Raw genomic sequence first — 20,336 nt, 5'->3', positions numbered from 1 at the left:
CCCCCGTGCCCCCGTGCCCCGGCGGTCCGTGCGGTCCGGCGCACCGTCCGGCCCCGCTGAAGTCGGCCGGCCGTCAGCCGGCTGCGCGGGGTGGCCCTGCGCTGCCTGCCGGGTGAGGCGGCGCATGATGGGGAGCGCAGCCGGTTTTGGGAGCGGACGAGGAGACCTCGATGAACGACCCCGGATCCGTCGCCGCCGACTCGCCGCAGGGCACACCCACCCTGGAGTTCGACGGGACGACCCCGTACGAGGACTATGTGCACGCCGACGTCCTCACCCACCTCCAGCAGCCGCTCTCGGACGACCCCGGGGAGATGGCGTTCCTGGTCACCACCCAGGTGATGGAGCTCTGGTTCGCCCTGCTCGTCCACGAGTGGCGTACCGCCCGCGACGCCCTCGGCCGGGGCGACGTCGACGACGCCATGGACGCACTGCACCGCAGCATCGCCGCCCACCGGGCGCTCAACGAGTCCTGGCAGCCGATCGCCGCCCTCACCCCGGTGCAGTTCAACGCCTACCGCGGTGCACTCGGTGAGGCCTCCGGCTTCCAGTCCGCGGTCTACCGGCGGATGGAGTTCCTGCTCGGGGACAAGTCACCGTCGCTGCTGCAGCCGCACCGCGGCCACCCCCGGGTGCACGCCGAACTGGAGGCCGCCCTGGCCGAGCCCTGCCTGTACGACGCGGTGCTGGGGCATCTGTGGCGGGAGGGACTGCCCGTGCCGCAGGAGGTGCTGCAGCGGGACGTCAGGGAGCTCTACACGGCCCACCCGGGGGTGGAGGAGGTCTGGCGGCAGATCTACGCCGGGCCGCAGCACAGCCCTCTGGTGGCGTTGGGCGAGGCGCTCACCGACATCGGCGAGCTGGTGTGGCGGTGGCGGAGCGACCATCTGCTGGCCACCCGCCGGGCCATGGGGTCCAGGGCCGGCAGCGGGGGGTCACCGGGGGTGGCCTGGCTGGAGAAGCGTGCGGCACGCGCGGTCTTCCCCGAGCTGTGGACGGCGCGCAGCCATGTCTGACCCGGCGCGGCGAGCGCACCGCACCCCGGCCGAGCTGGGCTTCGACCCCTGGTCACCCGCGTTTGTGGCGCACCCCTACGACGTCTACGCCCGGCTGCGCGACCATGCGCCGGTGGCCTGGTACGAACCAAGCAACCAGTGGCTGGTCTCCCGGCACGCGGACGTCGGCGCGCTGCTGCGCGACCGCCGGCTGGGCCGCAGTTATCTGCACCGCTTCAGCCACGAGGAGTTCGGCCGCACCCCGCCGCCGCCCGAGCACGAGCCCTTCCACACCCTCAACGGCCATGGCCTGCTCGACCTGGAGGCCCCCGACCACACCCGGATCCGCCGGCTGGTGTCCAAGGCCTTCACCCCGCGGATGGTGGAGTCGCTGCGCCCGGCGGTCCGCAGGATCGCCACCGGGCTGGTCGGCGGGCTGGTCGCGGACGGCGGCGGCGATCTGGTGGCGGGGGTGGCCGAGCCGCTGCCGGTGGCTGTGATCGCGGAGATGCTGGGCATCCCCGAGGGCGACCGGCCGCTGCTGAGGCCCTGGTCGGCCGCCATCGTGGGGATGTTCGAGCTCAATCCCACGCCGGAGGCGGCGGACCGGGCGGTCCGCGCCAGCATCGAGTTCTCCGGCTATCTGCGTGCGCTGATCGCGGAGCGCCGCAGGGCACCGGGTGACGACCTGGTCTCCGCGCTGATCGCAGCCCATGACGAGGGCGACCGGCTCAGTGAGCAGGAGATGGTCTCCACCTGTGTGCTGCTGCTCAACGCCGGCCATGAGGCCACGGTGAACACCACGGCCAACGGCTGGTGGGCACTGCTGCGCAACCCGGACCAGCTGGCGGCGCTGCGGGCCGATCCCGAGGCGCTGCTGCCGACGGCGGTGGAGGAACTGCTGCGCTACGACACCCCGTTGCAGATGTTCGAGCGCTGGGTGCTGGACGACATCGAGATCGCCGGGGTGACCGTGCCGCGGGGCGCGGAGGTGGCTCTGCTGTTCGGCTCCGCCAACCGGGATCCGGCCCGTTTCGCCGAGCCGGACCGGTTGGACCTGGCCCGTACCGACAACCCGCACATCACCTTCGGCGCGGGCATCCACTTCTGTCTGGGTGCGCCGTTGGCCCGGCTGGAGCTGGCGGAGTCGTTCGGTGCGGTGCTGCGGGCCGCGCCGGGGCTGCGGTTGGTGGCGGAGCCCGGGTGGCAGCCGGGCTATGTGATCCGGGGTCTGTCGGAGCTGCTGGTCGAGGTGTGACCCCGGCCGGCGCAGCGGTCCGGCCGGGGCAGGGCCGGTCGGGTCATGGGCCGCGCCGGGTCAGGGCCGCGCCGGGACGGTGAGGCGCCAGGCGGCGGGCCGGACGGTCCAGGTGCGGGTGCGGACCGGCCCGGCGAGCTCGCTGTCGGCCTCGTAGCTGAAGCCGCGGCCGGCCACGGTGAGGGTGTGCGCCCTCACCCGCAGGGTGTCGCCGTCCGCCGACGGGGGGCGGACCAGGACCTCCACGGCACCCTCGGCGGCGTCCTCGGCCGCACCGGTGCCGGCGCCCGTGCCGTCGAGGGTGGTGAGCCGGGCCGCCACCAGCCAGACGGGGTGGTCGATGTCGGCCAGCAGGGTGCCGTCGACCTCCACCCTGAGCCGCTGGCCGGAGGCGTCGGCCAGGCCGGAGGCGCCGGGTCGGACGGCCCGGGCCAGGATGCGGGCGGTACGGCCGAGGCCGGCCGGGGTCAGCAGTGACCACCATGGGCCGGCTGGGTAGCCCGAGCCGGGATGGGTCCCCTGCTCGGATGCAGGGGATTTCGCTGAGGGCGAACACGGCGTCGTATCGGCGCCCGCGGCGGGTCCGTGCGCTGCGGTGGCGGCGGGCGCGCCCCCGTTCGGGCCGTGTGCTTCCGTACGCGCGCCGGCGCCCGGGGCGGTGGTCTGCGCGGAGCCGTGGTGCGGGTCGAGGCGGGCCGGTGCGCGCCCCGGAATGCACAGCCCGCCGAGCACCACTCCGCCGCTGTCGTCCACCAGCAGATCCATGCTCCGCTCATGTCCGCCGAGCACCGCGCGGGCTGCCGCCACAGGCTCGGTGGGAATGCCCAAAGCCCTGGCCAGGGCCACTGTGGCGGTCCCGCCGACAGGTATCAGGCCCACCGGGTCGGCGGCCAGTTCACGCTGCCGGTGCAGGGTCTGCACCACCCGCTGCAGAGCCCGGTCGTCACCGATCACCACCGGTCGTTTCCGGCCTCTGTGGGACAGCACCCGGTCGAGTTCCGCGGTGTTCTCCGGCACCGCCACCTTGACCGCGGCGCCACCGCACAGCACGTCCTTGGCGATCCGTACGGACTCCCCGTCCACCCGTCGGGCCGTGGGGGCGATGACAACCAGCAGCGGCTGTCCCGCCGTGCGCTCGGACGACACCAGCGGTCCTTCCTCAGGTAATCTCTCGGTGCAAGAGCCCCTTGCGCTGTTGCGCCAGGGGCTTCGTCTATCTCGGGGCCGAATCCGGCGGCCTTCCGCCGCCAGGATGCCCCGCCCGGAAGGGGTGTACGCCTGTGCCCGCACTCGTGCTCGTCGGCGCTCAGTGGGGTGACGAGGGCAAGGGAAAGGCCACCGACCTCCTCGGCGGTTCGGTCGACTACGTGGTCCGCTACCAGGGTGGCAACAACGCCGGTCACACAGTGGTCGTCGGTGATCAGAAGTATGCGCTTCACCTGCTCCCTTCCGGCATCCTCAGCCCCAACTGCACCCCGGTCATCGGCAACGGTGTGGTCATCGACCCCGGGGTGCTGCTCTCCGAGCTGTCGGGCCTGCAGGAGCGGGGCATCGACACCTCCAAGCTGCTGATCTCGGGCAACGCCCATCTGATCACGCCGTACCACCGGACCCTCGACAAGGTCTCGGAGCGGTTCCTCGGCAAGCGACGGATCGGCACCACCGGCCGCGGTATCGGCCCGGCCTACGCCGACAAGATCAACCGGGTGGGTATCCGGGTCCAGGACCTCTTCGACGAGTCCATCCTCCGGCAGAAGGTGGAGGCGGCCCTCGACGACAAGAACCAGATCCTGGTCAAGCTCTACAACCGCCGCGCCATGCCGGCCGACCTGGTGGTGCAGGAGTACCTCGGCTACGCCGAGAAGATCCGGCCCTTCCTCGCCGACACCACCCTGGTCCTCAACCAGGCGCTGGACGCCGGCAAGGTGGTGCTGCTGGAGGGCGGCCAGGGCACCCTGCTGGACGTGGACCACGGCACGTACCCCTTCGTCACCTCGTCCAACCCGACCTCCGGTGGCGCCTGCACCGGCTCGGGCATCGGCCCCACCCGCATTGACCGGGTGATCGGCATCCTCAAGGCCTACACCACCCGCGTGGGCTCCGGTCCGTTCCCGACCGAGCTGTTCGACGCGGACGGCGAGGCGCTGCGCCGGATCGGCGGCGAGCGCGGTGTCACCACGGGCCGGGACCGCCGCTGCGGCTGGTTCGACGCGGTGATCGCGCGCTATGCGACCCGGGTCAACGGCCTCACCGACTTCTTCCTCACCAAGCTGGACGTGCTCACCGGCTGGGAGCAGATCCCGGTCTGCGTGGCCTATGAGATCGACGGGCGCCGCGTCGAGGAACTGCCCTACAACCAGTCGGACTTCCACCACGCCAAGCCGGTCTACGAGATGCTGCCGGGCTGGTCGGAGGACATCACCAAGGCGAAGACCTTCTCGGACCTGCCGAAGAACGCGCAGGCCTATGTGAAGGCGCTGGAGGAGATGTCCGGAGCCCCGATCTCCGCCGTGGGCGTGGGTCCGGGCCGCACCGAGACCATCGAGATCAACTCCTTCCTCTGAGCAGGACACCGCCGGGGACCCTGGCCTCTTTGAACTAGAACATAACTCTGTTGCCTCTAGTTCAAAGCAGGGCTAGGGTCCCTCGGTATGCCCGCCACGACACCGGTGCCCACCGTCCTGCACGGCCGGTACGTCCGCCTGGAGCCGCTCACCCTGGACCATGTCCCCGACCTCTTCGCCGCCGGCGGAGCGGACGACGAGGTGTGGCGCTGGATCTCCGTGGAGACCCCCAGGACCCAGTCCGACCTGCGGGATCTCGCCCGCAAGGTGCTCGACGACGGCTCCCATGTCGCCTTCGTGGTGATCGGCCTCGCCGACGGGCGCGCGATCGGCTGGACCACCTACCTCGACATCAGCGAGCAGGACGAGCGGCTGGAGATCGGCTGGACCTGGTACGGCCGCACCCACTGGGGCACCGCCGTCAACACCGAGTGCAAACTGCTGCTGCTCACCCATGCCTTCGAGGACCTCGGTTTCGGACGGGTGCAGTGGAAGACCCACCACCGCAATGAGCGCTCCCAGCGGGCCATCGCCCGCCTGGGCGCCGTCCGCGAGGGCGTGCTCCGCCGGCACCGCCGCCACAACGACGGCAGCTGGCGGGACAGCGTCTACTACTCGATGCTCGCCGACGAGTGGCCCGCCGCCAGGACCCGCCTCGCCGAGCGGCTGGCCGTGACCGGCTGACAGGGTGTCGTCCTGGGGGCCCAGTCGCAGACAGGGTGCAGCTGCCGCCGGGCCCCCGCGCTTCCTAGGGTGAGCAGCATGAGCATCGCTGCCGATCCCACCGCCGGGCAGGCCGTCAAGGCCGCGGACCGCGCACACGTCTTCCACTCGTGGTCCGCGCAGGGCCTGATCGACCCCCTCGCCGTGGCCGGTGCGGAGGGCTCGTACTTCTGGGACTACGACGGGCGGAGGTACCTGGACTTCTCCTCCCAGCTGGTCAACACCAACATCGGCCACCAGCACCCCAAGGTCGTCGCCGCCATCCAGCAGCAGGCGGCGAGGCTCTGCACCTTCGCCCCCGCCTTCGCCATCGACGTGCGCAGCGAGGCGGCCCGGCTGATCGCCGAGCTGACCCCGGGGGACCTGGACAAGATCTTCTTCACCAACGGCGGCGCCGAGGCCAACGAGAACGCGGTCCGGATGGCCCGGCTGCACACCGGACGGCAGAAGGTCCTCGCCACCTACCGCTCCTACCACGGCGCCACCGCCAACGCGATCGCCCTCACCGGAGACCCCCGGCGCTGGCCCAACGAGACCGGCACCTCCGGCGTGGTGCACTTCTGGGGCCCCTACGCCTACCGCTCCAGCTTCCACGCGGACAGTGAGGCCCAGGAGTGCGAGCGGGCGCTGGCCCACCTGGAGCAGGTGATCGCCTTCGAGGGTCCGCAGACGGTGGCCGCGATCGTCCTGGAGACGGTGGTGGGCACCGCGGGCATCCTGGTCCCGCCGGCCGGGTACCTGGCCGGGGTCCGGGAGATCTGCGACCGCCACGGCATCGTCTTCGTCCTGGACGAGGTGATGGCGGGGTTCGGCCGCACCGGCAAGTGGTTCGCGGCCGACCACTGGGACGTCACCCCCGACCTGCTCACCTTCGCCAAGGGCGTCAACTCCGGCTATGTGCCGCTGGGTGGCGTCGCCATCTCCGAGCGGATCGCCGCGACCTTCGCCGAGCGCCCCTACCCGGGCGGCCTCACCTACTCCGGCCACCCGCTGGCCTGCGCCTCCGCCGTCGCCACCATCAACGCCATGCGGGAGGAGGGGATCGTGGAGCACGCCCGCGAGATCGGCGAGCGGGTGCTGGGCCCCGGCCTGCGGGAACTGGCCGAGCGCCACCCGGTCATCGGCGAGGTCCGCGGGATGGGCGTCTTCTGGGCCCTGGAACTGGTCCGCGACCGGGAGACCAGGGAGCCGCTGGTCCCGTACAACGCCGCCGGTCCGGCCAACCAGCCGATGGCGGAACTCGCCGCCGCCTGCAAGCAGCGCGGCCTCTGGCCCTTCGTCAACATGAACCGGCTGCACGTGGTGCCGCCGTGCACCGTCTCCGAGGCCGAGGCCAAGGAGGGTCTCGCGATCCTGGACGAGGCGCTCAACGTCGCGGACGCGCACACCGGCTGACCCGGCCGTCCTCCTCGAAACCCCACGGCACCCTGTCCTGCCCGTCGCGTACGGTGTAGGGCAGGCAGGCCGTCGAGGAGGAGTGCCCACATGCCCGCACCGAGCGGACACACCGCAGTGCGGCGCAGCAGCCTCCGGGAGCAGGTCGCCAACGCCCTGCGTGAGGAGATGATGGCCGGCCGGCTCCAGGCCGGCACGCACTTCACGGTCAAGGAGATCGCCGACCTCTACGGAGTCTCGGCGACCCCCGCACGTGAGGCACTGGTCGATCTCACCGCGCAGGGCCTGCTGCGGATGGAGCACCACCGGGGATTCACCGTCCCCACCCTGACCTGGCAGGACTTCATCGACATCGTCGAGGCCCGCACCCTGCTGATGGACAACGTCTTCCGGCACCTCGGTCGCCGTCCCAACGGCGTCGACTGGGCGCGGCTGCCGACGGTGCAGCGCCGTGCCGAGGCGGCGAGCCGGGCGGCGCGGGCCGGACAGCTGGACGTTCTGGTCGGCTGCGACCGCCGCTTCTGGAACGAGGCCTGCGGGCTGCTGGGCAATCCGCGGATCGCCGACTACCTGGACTGGCTGCGGGTGCAGTCCTGGATGTTCGTGGCGCCCCATCTGCGCGGCCGCTCCGACCTGTCCGGCCTGTGCTGGGACGGCCACCTCGACCTGGTCGAACGGATCGCCCGGCGGGACCGCACGGGGGCCCACCGGGCGGTGCTGGACTACAACCGGTCGCTGGTGGCGATGATGGCCCGGGTGAGCGGCAACCGGCTCGACGAGGCGGCCCGGCTGCTGATGCTGCTCGGCGAGCCGATGCCCGGCGACGACGCCGCGCCCGGCCGGTAGGGTGAGCGTTCCGTGCCGGGACGCGCTACGGAGCGCCACCCGCACGCGACCGCGCCCACCCCCCGACCCCCGCGCCAGCAAGCGCACAGGAGTGCCCGTGGCCTGCGACATCTGGCTCGTTCCGCTCGTGGATGTGCTCTGCCATGCTCCGGAGAACCCCTTCCGGGACGATCTCGACGTCTACAACGCCGCACTGCTCTCGCACGGACTGCCCGAGGTCCCGGTCTACCGCTACATGCCGGGGCTGAGCGGGGACGTGGAGCCGGTGGCCGCCTTCGACTACGACTCGCTGCACTTTCTGCGCCGCGCCTATCTGCTGCAGCTCACCGGGTTCGATGTGACGCCGGTGGACGCGCTGGGCAGTGACTACGAGCAGCTGCTGGAGATGTTCGAGTCCACCGCGGAGCAGTCGCACCTGGTGTGGCACTTCGACCACGCCGGGGCCTATGTGCCGGTGGACTTCCAGACACCGCTGGTGGACGATGCGCTGCTGGACGCTGGCGGCCCGCTGGGGTCGGCGCACGGCCTGCTGCGCGAACTGGAGGCGGTGGCACCGGTGCTGGGCATCGACCCGGCCGCCCCACCCCGGCCCACCAAGCCGCTGGGCCCCACCGAGCTGGAGCAGCCGTTCAGCCCGCCCCTGGACGACCTCGGCCCGTACGCCAGGGAGCGCCACGCCTGGGCGGGGCTGCATGCGGCGGCGATCCGCAGCCTGGGTCAGGGCTCGATGATCGTCTTCGCCTGACCGGTACAGCCGTGCGGCGGGTCCGCCGCCGTCCTCCGAGGACGCGTACCCGCCGGCGCCCGCAAAGGGACCGCCGGGCCCCGTACACGCGTCGGTGGCCGGGGAGCGGCCACCGCCGCTCCCCGGCCCCCGGCCCCTCGCGGACTCAGCGCAGCGGCCCCTCCGGCGGGCGCTGGCGGGGCATGGTGGGCCGGCTGCCCGGCGACGGCAGCACCCTGACCTGGGCACCGGCGCCGCCCTCGCTGCGGCCGCCCCAGACGCCGGGCGCCTGGGTGGGCAGCTGGGTCATGGTCGCGCGGAACTCCATCATCCATTCGGCGGTCTCACTGCGGACCAGGTCCGAGAGGTCCTCGCAGAACCGCCGCAGCACGCCCAGGCAGCGCTCCGCGGCCTCCCCGGCGGTGCCCTCCGTGGGGCCGAGCACCTCCCGTACGCACTCCGACGCCCAGTCGAACTGGAACGCCTCCAGCCGGCGCTGCATCGCCTGCGCGGTGCTGATGTCGCGCATCCAGCCGGAGGTGAGGCCGAAGACCCGGTCGGCGGCGAGGGAGGCGCCGGCCAGGACCAGCAGCAGATAGCCCCAGCGGGAGGCGCCGGTCCAGCTCCCGGTCAGGTCGACCAGGGGCAGGACCCCGCCGCCCACCGTCAGCAGCGCGGCGAGGATCCGCAGCGCACGGGCGGAGCGGCGCTTCCAGGCCCGGTCGCGCAGATACCAGTCGATGGCCTCGACGGCGCGCTCCTCGGACCAGCGGTACAGCTCCTCCAGCCGCTCCGCCGGCTCGCCCCAGTCCCCCAGAGGGAACTGACGCGCGCTCAGATCGGTGCGGCGGGGTTGCGCCATGTCCGCGGCGGTGGTCGCCATGGACTGGTCCTCCTCGCCTGGTTCCTTGCCCCAGGGGTTCTCCTCGGGCTGCATTTCCGGCTGGCTCACCTGTGGGACTCCCTGTGCGGGCCGTACCGGCCGGGTGCCGGCAGCTCTCCAAGAGGACTTCTTACCGCCAAATGGCTGATCGTGGGGACTCTTCCGTCATGATCCGTTTTGCCGCGCGACCCCGGACACCGAGGTGGGAGCAGTTGCGAGGTGATGAGGATTTCACCCGGGAGAGTGGGTGTCCCGTGGTGGCGAAATATGACGCAATCGACAAATCGCCAACTTCCCGGGCGGGGCGACCCGGCGCCGGCGCGGCCCACGACCGGCCAGGCACTACCCTTGCCAGGCGTGAAGGTCCTTGTCATCGGCGGCGGCGCCCGCGAACACGCCCTGTGCCGCTCCCTGTCCCTCGACCCCGACGTCACCGAGCTGCACTGCGCCCCCGGCAACGCCGGCATCGCGCAGGTGGCCCGGCTGCACCCGGTCGACCAGCTGGACGGCCACGCGGTGGCCGACCTGGCCTCCTCGCTCGGCGTCGACCTGGTGGTCGTCGGCCCGGAGGCGCCGCTGGTGGCCGGAGTCGCGGACGCCGTGCGCGCCCGGGCCATCCCGGTCTTCGGCCCGTCCGGCGAGGCCGCCCAGCTGGAGGGGTCCAAGGCCTTCGCCAAGGACGTCATGGCCGCGGCCGGTGTGCCCACCGCCCGCTCCTACGTCTGCACCACCGCGGAGGAGGCCGCCGCGGCGCTGGACGCCTTCGGCGCCCCCTACGTGGTCAAGGACGACGGCCTGGCCGCCGGCAAGGGCGTGGTCGTCACCGACGACCGGGAGGCCGCCCTGGCCCACGCGGCGTCCTGCGAGCGCGTGGTGATCGAGGAGTTCCTGGACGGCCCCGAGGTCTCGCTCTTCGCGATCACCGACGGGACCACCGTGGTCCCGCTGCAGCCCGCCCAGGACTTCAAGCGCGCCTACGACGGCGACGAGGGCCCCAACACCGGCGGCATGGGCGCCTACTCGCCGCTGCCCTGGGCCGACCCCAAGCTGGTGGAGGAGACGCTGGAGGCGGTCCTCCAGCCCACCGTGGACGAGCTGCACCGCCGGGGCACCCCGTTCTCCGGACTGCTCTACGCCGGGCTGGCGATCACCTCGCGCGGCGTGCGGGTGATCGAGTTCAACGCCCGCTTCGGGGACCCGGAGACCCAGGTGGTCCTGGGCCGCCTGAAGACCCCGCTGGCCGGAGTGCTGTACGCGGCCGCCACCGGCAGGCTCGGCGAGCTCGCCCCGCTGCGGTGGAGCGACGGCGCCGCGGTCACCGTGGTGATCGCCGCCGAGGGCTACCCGGCGGCGCCGCGGTCCGGCGACCCCATCGAGGGCCTCGCGGAGGCGGAGGCCGAGGACGGCTCCACCTATGTGCTGCACGCCGGGACCCGGCTCGGCGCCGCCGGCGAGGTGCTGTCGGCAGGCGGCCGGGTGCTCTCCGTCACCGGCGTCGGGCAGGACATCGCCGAGGCGCGCGACCGGGCGTACGACGCGGTCGGCAGGATCGCGCTGGCCGGTTCGCACCACCGCAGCGACATCGCGCTGAAGGCCGCAGGACCCGACCGGTCCTAGCCTCCGCGCCCGGCCCTCCCGCCGGCCCGCGGCACCAGGTTCGCGCCGTCCCCGCACGCCGGGGGCCGCCGCCCGAGTACGTCCCCCGTACGGGGCGTGCCCGGCGTGCGTGCGGACGCCGGGGCCGGGAGCCGAGGCCAGCCCGCCCTCACCGGGCGGCGGCCGGGAGCGCCGCACAGCCGAGACACCCGGGGCCGTGGGCCCGGTGACGTGCAGGGCCCAGGCCCTCACCTCACTGGGCTCACGGCCCCGCTCTGTTTTCCGGTCGGACGCTCCCGGGTGCGTCCGACGGCGAACGGAGCCGCCCGCACAGTCCTTCGGGTGATGCGAGGGGCATCCGGCTGACGGGGGACCGGTGGCGGCCTTATGGTGCCCAGAACCGCGCTGCGGGTCGCTGCCCGGGAGGAAGCCCCGTCGGGTGGCGGGGATCGCACGGGGGGATGCTGCGGTTCGGGAACACCCGCCTCTTTCGGGGGAAGGAGACGGATGCCGGAACGGCGGCCCGAGCACAGACGTCAGATGTGACGGAGGCACCGCGGAGAGCGCCCGGCCGGCGCTCGGGCGACGGCGCTTCCCCACCGTTCCACGTACCAGGTGTCATCGGGAACTGCGAACTCTTGAACTTTTGAACTCTTCGGACCGGGCCGCGGGCCTCCGCCGGAGCAACCGGCGGCAGGACAGCGCGGCGGCAGGGGGTGTGGCGGAAGGTGGCAGGTGTCGACGGGGCACGTGCACGTGCCCATGCGGTACTGCGGATACGCGGCCTGGCCGTGGCGGCCGCCGCACTCCCCGCGGCCGTCGCCGTCGTCCTGCTGGCCGGGCGGACCACCGGCCGGATCGGCGCCCCCGGCTCCCCCGACGCCGCAGCCTGGGACGCGGCCCGCTGGGCCGTCTGCGCGGTGGCCGCCCTCTGCCTGCTGGTCGCCGGAGCCGTGGCCGTGGTCTTCGCCCGCGCCAGGCCGCTGCGCACCCCGGCGGTCACGGTCGGGGAGCAGGACGCCCCCGAGCTCTACCGGCTGATCCGCGACCTCGCCGCCCGGATGGAGGTCCCGGCGCCGTCCGCGGTCGCGCTCACGCCCGACTGCGACAGCTGGCTGGAGGACGCCGAACCTCCCCGCGGCAGCCCCCGGCCGGGGCGTCTGCCGGGCCGCCGGCCGGAGCCGCCCGCGCCGGTCCTGGTGGTGGGCTCGCCCTTCCTCTGGTGGATGCGGGTCTGCGAGCTGCGCGCCCTGCTGGCCCCCGTGGTGGCCGGGACGGCCGCCTCCGCGGATCCCGAGATCGCCGCCGCCCGGCGCTTCGTCCGCGGCCTGGACGCCGCCGGGGCCGCGGTGCACCGCGGCCGGACCGCCTCGACGCCCGCCGGGCGGTGGCTGCGCCGCCCCGCCCTGGCGGTGCTCGACCGCATCACCCGCGCCCTGCTGGGCGCCTGCCGCGGCCATGCCGCCGAACTGGAGCGGGCCGTCGCCGGCTGGGCCTCGCAGCAGGCGCAGACCGTGGACCACGGGTTGCGCATCGCGGCCCAGGAGCAGGTCGGCCTGGTCTACGCGGGCTGGGACCGGCTGCTCACCCGGGTGGCACTGCCGGCCTGGCGGATCCGCCGTCTCCCCGCCCACCTCAACGCCGGGGTGGTCTCCGCGCTCACCGAGCTCTCCCGCCGGGACCGGCTGGCCGAGGGCTTCGAGCAGCGGCTCGGCGACCGGCCCGCCTGCGATCTGCTGGAGGAGCCGGGGGCGGTGGACGAGGCCACCTCGCTGCTCGCCGCCCGGGTCTTCCACGGCCTTCCCGGTGACGCCGCGAGCGGCGGCCGGGGCTGGCGCCGGGTCGGCTGGGAGGAGTACGCGGGCGCCGTGGTGGACCGCATCTGGCGCACCCAGGCCGCCGCGCTGTACGCCGCCGTGGACCGTCTCCGCCCCGAGGGCCCCGGGCGCCGGACGCTTCCGGGCCGCGGCCACGACGGCCCCACCGTCGCCCGGGTCCTGGAGCGGCTGCGGGCGGGGGACGGCGACCGGCTCGCGGCGGTCCTCGACGACTGGGCCGGGGAGGACCGCGCGGAGGACGACCGGGCCGGGCCCTCCGGCGGCGCGGACGCCCGTGCGGCGGACGGGGACGCGGAGGACGCCGCCCCGGTCGTCCGGTTGGCGCCGCCGCGCACCGGGCGGGATCTGCTGGTGGACCATCTCAGTGCGATGGTCTGCTGCGCCGCCGTGGACACCGCAGGCGCCGCACCCGGCCTGGACTGGCTCGACGGCCCCGCGCTGCTGGTCGACGGGGTCCGCCGCAGCGGCCTCTCCACCGTGGTCGCGGGCGCCGTGGAGCACGGCGACGACGGGCCGCTGCGGGACTGGCTGGAGGCCGTCGGCGTACGGCTGGAGAAGCCCGTCAGACTGCCCTGAACGGGGCGGGCGGAGGGTCTCCCCGGCCCCCTCGCCCAAAAGGCACGTGCAAGCGTCATATTCGTCAGTACGCGGGGTGACGAAACGGTGGCTTGATGTGATGTGCTAGACGCACGCCGGGCGCGGGTGGCCGGATGGCCGCCGCACTCGCACACGTCCGCGCCGGGGCCAGGAGGGACGAGTGGGGACCGATCAGATCCGCCGCTGGGAGTCGGGAGCACTCGCACACGGGGTGACCGACCCCTTCGGGCAGGGCCCGCTGCCGTGGCTCCGCGGAGCCGACACCTATGTCGAGGGCACCGGACCGGACGCCACCGGAACCGTGGTGCCGTGGTACGTCGATCTGGGCGCCCCCGGACAGCAGCTGCTGCCCGGGGCCCGGCGGGCGCCGGACGGATCCGGTTCGGTCGGCGCCCCGCGCAACTCCGACGACGTCGACTGCCAGATCAAAGGTTTCGCCTCCGCCGGCGTGGTGCGCCCCGGCGGCGCGGTGGACCTCCGGGTGAGCGTGGACCCGCCCCGGGAGTTCACCGTGGACGTCTACCGGATCGGCCACTACGGCGGCGCGGGCGCCCACCACATGACCGCCGGCCCCGGGGTGTCCGGGCTGCGCCAGCCGCCCCCGCTGGTGGCCGGCCGCACCGTCTCCTGCCACCACTGGTGGCTCTCCTGGCGGCTGCACATCCCCGCGCACTGGCAGCCGGGTGCGTATGTCGCGGTCCTCACCACCGTGGACAACCGCCACCGCAGCCACATCCCCTTCACGGTGCGCGACGACCGTCCGGCCGATCTGCTGCTGCTCCTCCCGGACGTCACCTGGCAGGCCTACAACCTCTTCCCCGAGGACGGCCGCACCGGTGCCAGCCTCTACCACGCCTGGGACGAGACCGGCCGGCTGCTCGGCGAGCCGGAGGCCGCGGTGACCGTCTCCTTCGACCGCCCCTACGCGGGTGCCGGGCTGCCCCTGCACGTGGGGCACGCCTACGACTTCGTCCGCTGGGCCGAGCGGTACGGCTACGACCTCGCCTATGCCACCGCCACCGACCTGCACGCCGGGGCCGTGGACCCGACCCGCTACCGGGCGCTGATCTTCCCCGGTCATGACGAGTACTGGTCGGCGCCGATGCGCCGGTTGGCCGAGCGGGCCAGGGCCGCCGGCACCTCACTGGTCTTCCTCTCCGCCAACACCATGTACTGGCGGGTGGAGCTGGCCCCCTCGCCGGCCGGCGAGCCCGACCGGCTGGTCAGCTGCCGCAAACGCCGCCGTCCCGGTCCGGGAGTGCCGTTCCAGGGCCCGGCCGGGGCCCGTACGGCGCTCTGGCGGGACGCGGGGGAGCCGGAGCAGCACCTGCTGGGGATCCAGTACGCGGGCCGGGTGCCCGAGCCGGTGCCGCTGGTAGTCCGCAACGCCGACCACTGGCTCTGGGAGGGCACCGGTCTGCGTGAGGAGGAGCAGGTGCCCGGCCTGGTGGCGGGGGAGGCCGACCACTACTTCCCGAGGGTCGCGCTCCCCGACAGCACCGAGCGGATCCTGTTGGCGCACTCCCCCTACCGGGACGCCGCCGGGGTCCGCCGCCACCACGAGACGTCCCTCTACCGTGCGCCCAGCGGGGCCTGGGTCTTCGCCTCCGGCACCTTCGCCTGGTCGCCGGCGCTGGACCGCCCGGGCCACACCGACGAGCGCATCCAGCGGGCCACGGCCAATCTGCTGGACCGTATCTGCAAACGGGTCTGATCCGACCGGGGCCGTCCAGGTGCGTCCTGCGGCGTGGATGCCGACGGCCCCAAGCCGTGATGGTATTTGTCCTACTGTGGGCCCGGTGTCACGTTCGCCGGATTTCCTGGCGGCCCACGGCAGGTGCTCGCGGACGGAGAGGGACCGGAGATGTCCGGCGGTGGCCAGCAGATGGCGGTGCCCGGCAGCGGCGCCCGGGACGGGGGCGACCCCGGGGGGCCGCGGCGGTGGCGATGGGCGTCGGAGCACCAGCTGGCAGCCGGACTGCTGATCGGCACACTGCTGCTGGCAAGCGGCGCGGTGGCGGCCTGGCTCACCATCAGCGACCCGGGCCCCACGGTGCTGACGGCCAGGGTGGAGCGCCGGGCGCTGGACGGTTCGGTGACCGCCCCCGGCATGGTGGCGGCCGGTCAGACCGTGCAGGTGACACCGCTCACCCAGGACCGCAGCGACACCGTACGGGCCGTGGTGACCGGCCTGCCGGTGCGCGCCGGTGAACTGGTCGCCGCCGGCCGGGTGCTGGTGGAGATCTCCGGCCGCCCGGTGTTCGCCCTGCCGGGTGGCCTGCCGGCGTACCGCGACCTCAAGCCCGGCGCCCACGGCAGGGACGTCAGCCAGTTGCAGAAGGCGCTGCGCGGCCTGGGCTTCGCGACCGGCGGCGACAAGGACGCCACCTTCGGCGCCGGAACGGCCGCCGCACTGGCCGCTCTCTACAGCTCTCGCGGGTACACCCCGCTGCCCGCCCAGCCGGACGGCGCCATGCTGCGGGAAGCGGCCGAGGACGCGGTGGCGTCGGCCCGCCGGGCATGGCAGGACGACCGCGAGACGCTGCAGGCCGCCCGGGCCCGGGTCGCGGCGGCGAAGGCGGCGGCGGACGGGGGTTCCGGCTCGAAGCTGGAGCGGGCCGCCGCGGAGCAGGCGGTGCAGGCGGCGCGGCGGCAGGTGGCCCGCAGCGGCGACGACCTGACCGCCGCCCGCAGGCGGCTGGCGGCGGCGAGGACCGCGGACGGGCCGATGCTGCCCGTCGCCGAGGTGCTCTATCTGAGGGGTTTCCCGGCCACGGTGGACTCGGTGGCGGCATCGGTGGGAGCCGTGGTGACCCGCAGCGCGATGACCGTCTCGGGAGACGGGCTGGTGATCCGCAGCGGGCTGCCCGGCTATGCGCGCGGTCTGGTGCAGCCCGGCCAGACGGTGCGGATCGTCTCGGAGACCGGGCGGGTCAGCACCAGCGGCACGGTGGCCTCGGTCGCGGACGCCCCCTCGGCGGTACAGCCGGTGGGTACGGCGGCCGGCGCCACCGCCTCCGGTGACGCTGCGCCCGGGGGCACGGTGACGGCCGGCGGCTCCGGCTACCCCATGGTGGTCCGCCCCGACCACGAGCTGGACCCGGGACTGACGGCACGGGCCGTCCTGGTGACCGTCCAGACCCAGCCGTCACGGGGCCGGGTGCTGGCCGTGCCCACCGCCGCGCTCAGCACCGGCCGGGACGGCGGCACCGCAGTCGTGGTCTACCGGGGCGGCGCCCGTCACCGTACGGAGGTGCTCACCGGCGCGGCGGGCGGCGGCTGGACCGAGATCCGGCCGCTGGACGACGACGCCGTGAGGGAGGGCGACCAGGTGGTGATCGACGGCAGCCGCGGGTCCGGAGGGAACGGCAGCCTGCCGTCCCCGGCGGACTCAGGCCCGGTGCCGGCGGCCCGTCCGGCCGCCCCTCCCGTCACTCCCGGGACGGTCCGCAGCCGACCGGCTCGGGCCGCCGGCCATGGCGCGTGAAAGACTCGCGGTGGCAGCCCCCCGACCACAAGGACAGGACCGTTGAGCGGATTCGTCGTGAAGCCCGATCCGGTGCAGGTGCCCGGACTGGACCACATCCACACCGGGAAGGTGCGCGACCTCTACCGGAACGCCGCCGGAGACCTGGTGATGGTCGCCAGCGACCGGACGTCCGCCTACGACTGGGTGCTCCCCAACGAGATCCCCGACAAGGGCCGGATCCTCACCCGGCTCTCGCTCTGGTGGTTCGACCTGCTGGCCGACCTGGTGCCCAACCATGTCATCTCCACCGACGTCCCGGAGGGCGCCCCGGCGGACTGGGCGGGCCGCACCCTGGTCTGCCGCAGCCTGGAGATGCTCCCGGTGGAGTGCGTGGCCCGCGGCTACCTCACCGGATCCGGTCTGGCCGAGTACGACCGGGACCGCACCGTCTGCGGACTCGCGCTGCCCGAGGGACTGGTGGACGGCTCGGAGCTGCCCGCGCCGATCTTCACCCCGGCGACCAAGGCGGAGGTCGGCGAGCACGACGAGAACGTCTCCTACGAGGAGGTCGCCCGGCGGATCGGCGCCGAGACGGCCGCCCAGCTGCGGCAGACCACGCTGGCCGTCTACAGCCGGGCCAGGGATGTCGCGCGGTCGCGGGGGATCATCCTGGCGGACACCAAGTTCGAGTTCGGCCTGGACCCGGAGGCCGACAAGGAGAACCCGCGGCTGGTCATCGCCGACGAGGTGCTGACCCCCGACTCCTCCCGTTTCTGGCCGGCCGACAGCTGGCAGCCCGGCCGCCCGCAGGAGTCCTTCGACAAGCAGTTCATCCGCGACTGGCTCTCCTCCCCGGCGTCCGGCTGGGACCGCACGGGTGAGCTGCCCCCGCCGCCGCTGCCGGACGAGATCGTCGAGCGCAGCCGGGGCAAGTACATCGAGGCGTACGAGCGGCTCACCGGGACCCCCTGGTCCTGACCCTGCCGATGCCGATGCCGGGGCTCACGGCTCCGCGGGACCCGCTGCGGCGGCCCGCGGGGCCGTCGCGGTGTCCACGGCACCGAACCGGACGCCCTTGGCCTCCCTGCCGACCGCGGTCAGCAGGATCACCACCACCAGGGTGGGCAGCACCGTCACCATGATGGCGGCGGGGTAGCCGTGGTCCGCCGCCAACGCCTCCTGGACGGGCAGGTTCAGAGCGGCGATCAGATTGCCCAGCTGATAGGTGACGCCCGGGTAGAAGCCGCGGATCGCATCCGGGCTCAGCTCGTTGAGGTGGGCCGGGATCACGCCCCAGGCGCCCTGCACACAGAGCTGCATCAGGAACGAACTGGCCATCAGCAGGCCCAGGGTGGTGGAGAGGGCGAAGAACGGCACCACGGGGAGCCCGAGGCCGGCTGCCAGCATGATGGTGCGCCGCCGGCCCAGCCGCTCCGACCAGGCGCCCAGCAGCATGCCGCCGATCATGGCGCCGATGTTGTAGACGACGGCCACCGCGATCGCCGTGTGCGGGGAGAAGCCCAGACCTTTCTTGAGGAAGGTGGGGTAGACGTCCTGGGTGCCGTGGGACATCCAGTTGAAGGCGGTCATCAGGGCCACCAGGTAGCAGAACCGGCGCAGCACCGCGGGGTTGCGGAACACCTGGCGGGCGGGGGTGCGGCCCCGGCGTACGGCGTTGCTCCAGACCTCGCTCTCGGCGACCCGGCTGCGCACCCAGAGGGCCACCAGGGCGGGCAGCAGGCTGAAGGCGAAGAGTCCGCGCCAGCCGAAGACCGGCTCGATCACCAGGAAGGCGACGGCGGCGAGCAGATAACCCAGGGAGTAGCCGCCCTGGAGGACCCCGGACCAGAAGCCGCGCTTCTCCGGGGGGATCTTCTCCATGGCGAGGGCGGCGCCCAGGCCCCATTCGCCGCCCATGCCGATGCCGTAGAGCAGCCGCAGCACCAGCAGCACCGTGTAGTCGGGGGCGAAGGCGCAGGCGAAACCGACCAGGGAGTAGAAGAGGACGTCGGCCATCAGGGGGATGCGGCGTCCCCGGCGGTCGGCCCAGAGGCCGAAGAGGAAGGCGCCGACCGGGCGCATGGCCAGGGTGGCGGTGGTGAGGAAGGCCATGTCGGTGAGGGACACCTGGAACTCGTCCGCGATCTCGCTGTAGACGAGCACCACGAGGAAGTAGTCGAAGGCGTCCATCGCCCACCCGAGATAGGCGGCGACAAAGGCGTTGCGCTGGTCCCTGGTGAGCCCCCGGGCCTGGTCAAGCAGCCTGCTCGGCGTCATGCAGGGTGTTCTGCCCGGCTGACACGTACATGAAAACGACGGAGGCCCACTCTTTCGAGTGGGCCTCCATACCTGGAGCGGACGACGAGATTCGAACTCGCGACCCTCACCTTGGCAAGGTGATGCTCTACCAACTGAGCCACGTCCGCATGATCTTTATGGTATCACCCCTGGTGAGAGGGGTGATGCATTTGTCCTGCTCAGAGCGGACGACGAGATTCGAACTCGCGACCCTCACCTTGGCAAGGTGATGCTCTACCAACTGAGCCACGTCCGCCTGGCACCTCTGGTGCCTGCCTCCACCACCCTGTCGGGCCGTGGCGACGAGAAGTACTCTACCCCATCCAACGGGGTGGTCGCCGCGACCCCCGGCGCCACGACCGGCACGGGGCCGGTCGTGACGCCCGAACGGGCCAGCGGCTCAGCTCGCCTCGGCGAACTTCTCGTACACGTGCTTGGGGATCCGGCCGCGCGCCGGCAGGTCCATTCCGTGCGACTGGGCCCAGGCGCGCACCGCAGCGGGGTCCGGCGCGAGCGCGGTGCGCCGGAACGACTTGCCGGAACGGCTCTGCCTGCGGCCGGCCGTCACATAGGGCGCGAGGACCTCCCGAAGCTTCTCGGCGTTGTCGGTCGACAGGTCGATCTCGTACGACTTGCCGTCGATGCCGAAGTGGACGGTTTCCTCCGCCGCACCGCCATCCAGGTCGTCGGAGAGCGTGACCACTACACGCTGTGCCATGGGTGTCAATCCTCTCGGGCAATGCGGCCGCCGACGGCGGCCCGGGAGGGCGCCGAGCGACCCGGTGTGCACCGATTGCCGCGCGGCCCGTCGGAAGGGTGCGACGATCCGCAGGGTGTGAACCACCTGCCGCAACCGGTGTCCTTATTCTGCACCAAAACCACGGGAGAATTGAAGCCTTCACTTTTTGCTGACGGATTATCCGGGCCGGTTCCGTGACCCATCGGATACCGGTCCGATACCGGCGGCCGATACCGCTGGTCGATACGGCGGCCGATCTGCCCGGAGTGCCGGTAATGACGGCGTTCCAGATCGCCTTCACCGATCGGGCGGCGGTGGGGCTGAAACCGGCGAAAGAGGTGAATTTCGTGGGATGCGCCAGCGCTCGGCGGGTGGCGCGCGCCGACGGGTAAGGGGCGGTGGTCTACGCGC

At 73.2% G+C, this 20,336-nt stretch carries 17 protein-coding genes and 2 tRNA genes; 13 read left to right on the top strand and 6 right to left on the bottom strand.

Annotated elements, in window-relative coordinates; translation table 11 throughout:
- The first annotated feature begins 170 nt into the window (after positions 1–170).
- On the top strand, positions 171–1,016 hold the full coding sequence (locus tag AOK09_RS07450) for a tryptophan 2,3-dioxygenase (protein WP_055586323.1): 846 nt from the start codon (positions 171–173) through the stop codon (positions 1,014–1,016).
- A complete protein-coding gene (locus AOK09_RS07445; RefSeq protein WP_055586322.1) occupies positions 1,009–2,253 on the top strand; it encodes a cytochrome P450 in 1,245 nt (414 codons plus the stop codon). The genes AOK09_RS07450 and AOK09_RS07445 overlap by 8 nt, the downstream gene beginning before the upstream one ends.
- A gap of 60 nt (positions 2,254–2,313) precedes the next feature.
- Here AOK09_RS07445 and AOK09_RS07440 read toward each other — a convergent pair whose 3' ends face one another.
- Positions 2,314–3,399, bottom strand: a complete 1,086-nt coding sequence (locus AOK09_RS07440) for a diacylglycerol kinase family protein (protein ID WP_055586321.1) — start codon at positions 3,397–3,399, stop codon at positions 2,314–2,316.
- A gap of 134 nt (positions 3,400–3,533) precedes the next feature.
- On the opposite strand from AOK09_RS07440, the gene AOK09_RS07435 reads away from it, so the two are divergent.
- The 5 genes from AOK09_RS07435 (at position 3,534) to AOK09_RS07415 (ending at position 8,526) form a co-directional block, all read left to right on the top strand.
- On the top strand, positions 3,534–4,817 hold the full coding sequence (locus AOK09_RS07435; protein WP_055586320.1) for an adenylosuccinate synthase: 1,284 nt from the start codon (positions 3,534–3,536) through the stop codon (positions 4,815–4,817).
- Between the two features lie 87 nt (positions 4,818–4,904).
- Positions 4,905–5,501 carry a GNAT family N-acetyltransferase gene (locus AOK09_RS07430; protein WP_055586319.1) on the top strand — a complete coding sequence of 199 codons (597 nt, stop codon included), beginning with the start codon at positions 4,905–4,907 and terminating at the stop codon, positions 5,499–5,501.
- Between the two features lie 78 nt (positions 5,502–5,579).
- The gene (locus tag AOK09_RS07425) at positions 5,580–6,935 is read left to right on the top strand and encodes an aspartate aminotransferase family protein (protein WP_055586318.1); all 1,356 of its coding nucleotides are present in this window, start codon (positions 5,580–5,582) and stop codon (positions 6,933–6,935) included.
- Positions 6,936–7,025: 90 nt separating this feature from the next.
- Positions 7,026–7,781, top strand: a complete 756-nt coding sequence (locus tag AOK09_RS07420) for a GntR family transcriptional regulator (protein ID WP_063795871.1) — start codon at positions 7,026–7,028, stop codon at positions 7,779–7,781.
- Positions 7,782–7,878: 97 nt separating this feature from the next.
- On the top strand, positions 7,879–8,526 hold the full coding sequence (locus tag AOK09_RS07415) for a hypothetical protein (protein ID WP_055586317.1): 648 nt from the start codon (positions 7,879–7,881) through the stop codon (positions 8,524–8,526).
- A gap of 145 nt (positions 8,527–8,671) precedes the next feature.
- Here AOK09_RS07415 and AOK09_RS07410 read toward each other — a convergent pair whose 3' ends face one another.
- Positions 8,672–9,457 carry an SLATT domain-containing protein gene (locus AOK09_RS07410; RefSeq protein WP_055586316.1) on the bottom strand — a complete coding sequence of 262 codons (786 nt, stop codon included), beginning with the start codon at positions 9,455–9,457 and terminating at the stop codon, positions 8,672–8,674.
- Positions 9,458–9,745: 288 nt separating this feature from the next.
- Here AOK09_RS07410 and purD point away from each other — a divergent pair, with 288 nt between their 5' ends.
- From purD to AOK09_RS07385, 5 genes are all read left to right on the top strand, one after another.
- Positions 9,746–11,005, top strand: a complete 1,260-nt coding sequence (gene purD, locus AOK09_RS07405; protein WP_055586315.1) for a phosphoribosylamine--glycine ligase — start codon at positions 9,746–9,748, stop codon at positions 11,003–11,005.
- A 707-nt stretch (positions 11,006–11,712) separates the two neighbouring features.
- Positions 11,713–13,398, top strand: coding sequence for a hypothetical protein (locus AOK09_RS07400; protein WP_055586325.1), 1,686 nt, complete (start codon positions 11,713–11,715; stop codon positions 13,396–13,398).
- Between the two features lie 181 nt (positions 13,399–13,579).
- Positions 13,580–15,133 carry a N,N-dimethylformamidase beta subunit family domain-containing protein gene (locus AOK09_RS07395; RefSeq protein ID WP_055586314.1) on the top strand — a complete coding sequence of 518 codons (1,554 nt, stop codon included), beginning with the start codon at positions 13,580–13,582 and terminating at the stop codon, positions 15,131–15,133.
- A gap of 150 nt (positions 15,134–15,283) precedes the next feature.
- On the top strand, positions 15,284–16,906 hold the full coding sequence (locus tag AOK09_RS07390) for an efflux RND transporter periplasmic adaptor subunit (RefSeq protein ID WP_055586313.1): 1,623 nt from the start codon (positions 15,284–15,286) through the stop codon (positions 16,904–16,906).
- Positions 16,907–16,948: 42 nt separating this feature from the next.
- Positions 16,949–17,866, top strand: coding sequence for a phosphoribosylaminoimidazolesuccinocarboxamide synthase (locus AOK09_RS07385; RefSeq protein ID WP_055586312.1), 918 nt, complete (start codon positions 16,949–16,951; stop codon positions 17,864–17,866).
- A 24-nt stretch (positions 17,867–17,890) separates the two neighbouring features.
- Here the strand turns inward: AOK09_RS07385 and AOK09_RS07380 are convergent, their stop codons facing one another.
- From AOK09_RS07380 to AOK09_RS07365, 4 genes are all read right to left on the bottom strand, one after another.
- Entirely contained in the window at positions 17,891–19,165 is a 1,275-nt protein-coding gene (locus AOK09_RS07380) for an MFS transporter (protein ID WP_055586311.1), read from the bottom strand.
- A 73-nt stretch (positions 19,166–19,238) separates the two neighbouring features.
- Positions 19,239–19,314, bottom strand: a tRNA-Gly gene (locus AOK09_RS07375).
- A gap of 55 nt (positions 19,315–19,369) precedes the next feature.
- A tRNA-Gly gene (locus AOK09_RS07370) sits at positions 19,370–19,442 on the bottom strand.
- 144 nt (positions 19,443–19,586) lie between these two features.
- Positions 19,587–19,904, bottom strand: coding sequence for a histone-like nucleoid-structuring protein Lsr2 (locus AOK09_RS07365; RefSeq protein ID WP_055586310.1), 318 nt, complete (start codon positions 19,902–19,904; stop codon positions 19,587–19,589).
- A gap of 215 nt (positions 19,905–20,119) precedes the next feature.
- Between AOK09_RS07365 and AOK09_RS39985 the strand changes: the two genes are divergently transcribed.
- Complete coding sequence (locus AOK09_RS39985) at positions 20,120–20,317, top strand: hypothetical protein (RefSeq protein ID WP_157875820.1); 198 nt, start codon at positions 20,120–20,122, stop codon at positions 20,315–20,317.
- Positions 20,318–20,336 lie beyond the last annotated feature (19 nt).

The organism is Peterkaempfera griseoplana (genome assembly GCF_001418575.1).
GTDB lineage: Bacteria > Actinomycetota > Actinomycetes > Streptomycetales > Streptomycetaceae > Peterkaempfera > Peterkaempfera griseoplana.
Note: the sequence above shows the minus strand (reverse complement) of the source record. Positions and strands in the feature narration are given on the sequence as shown.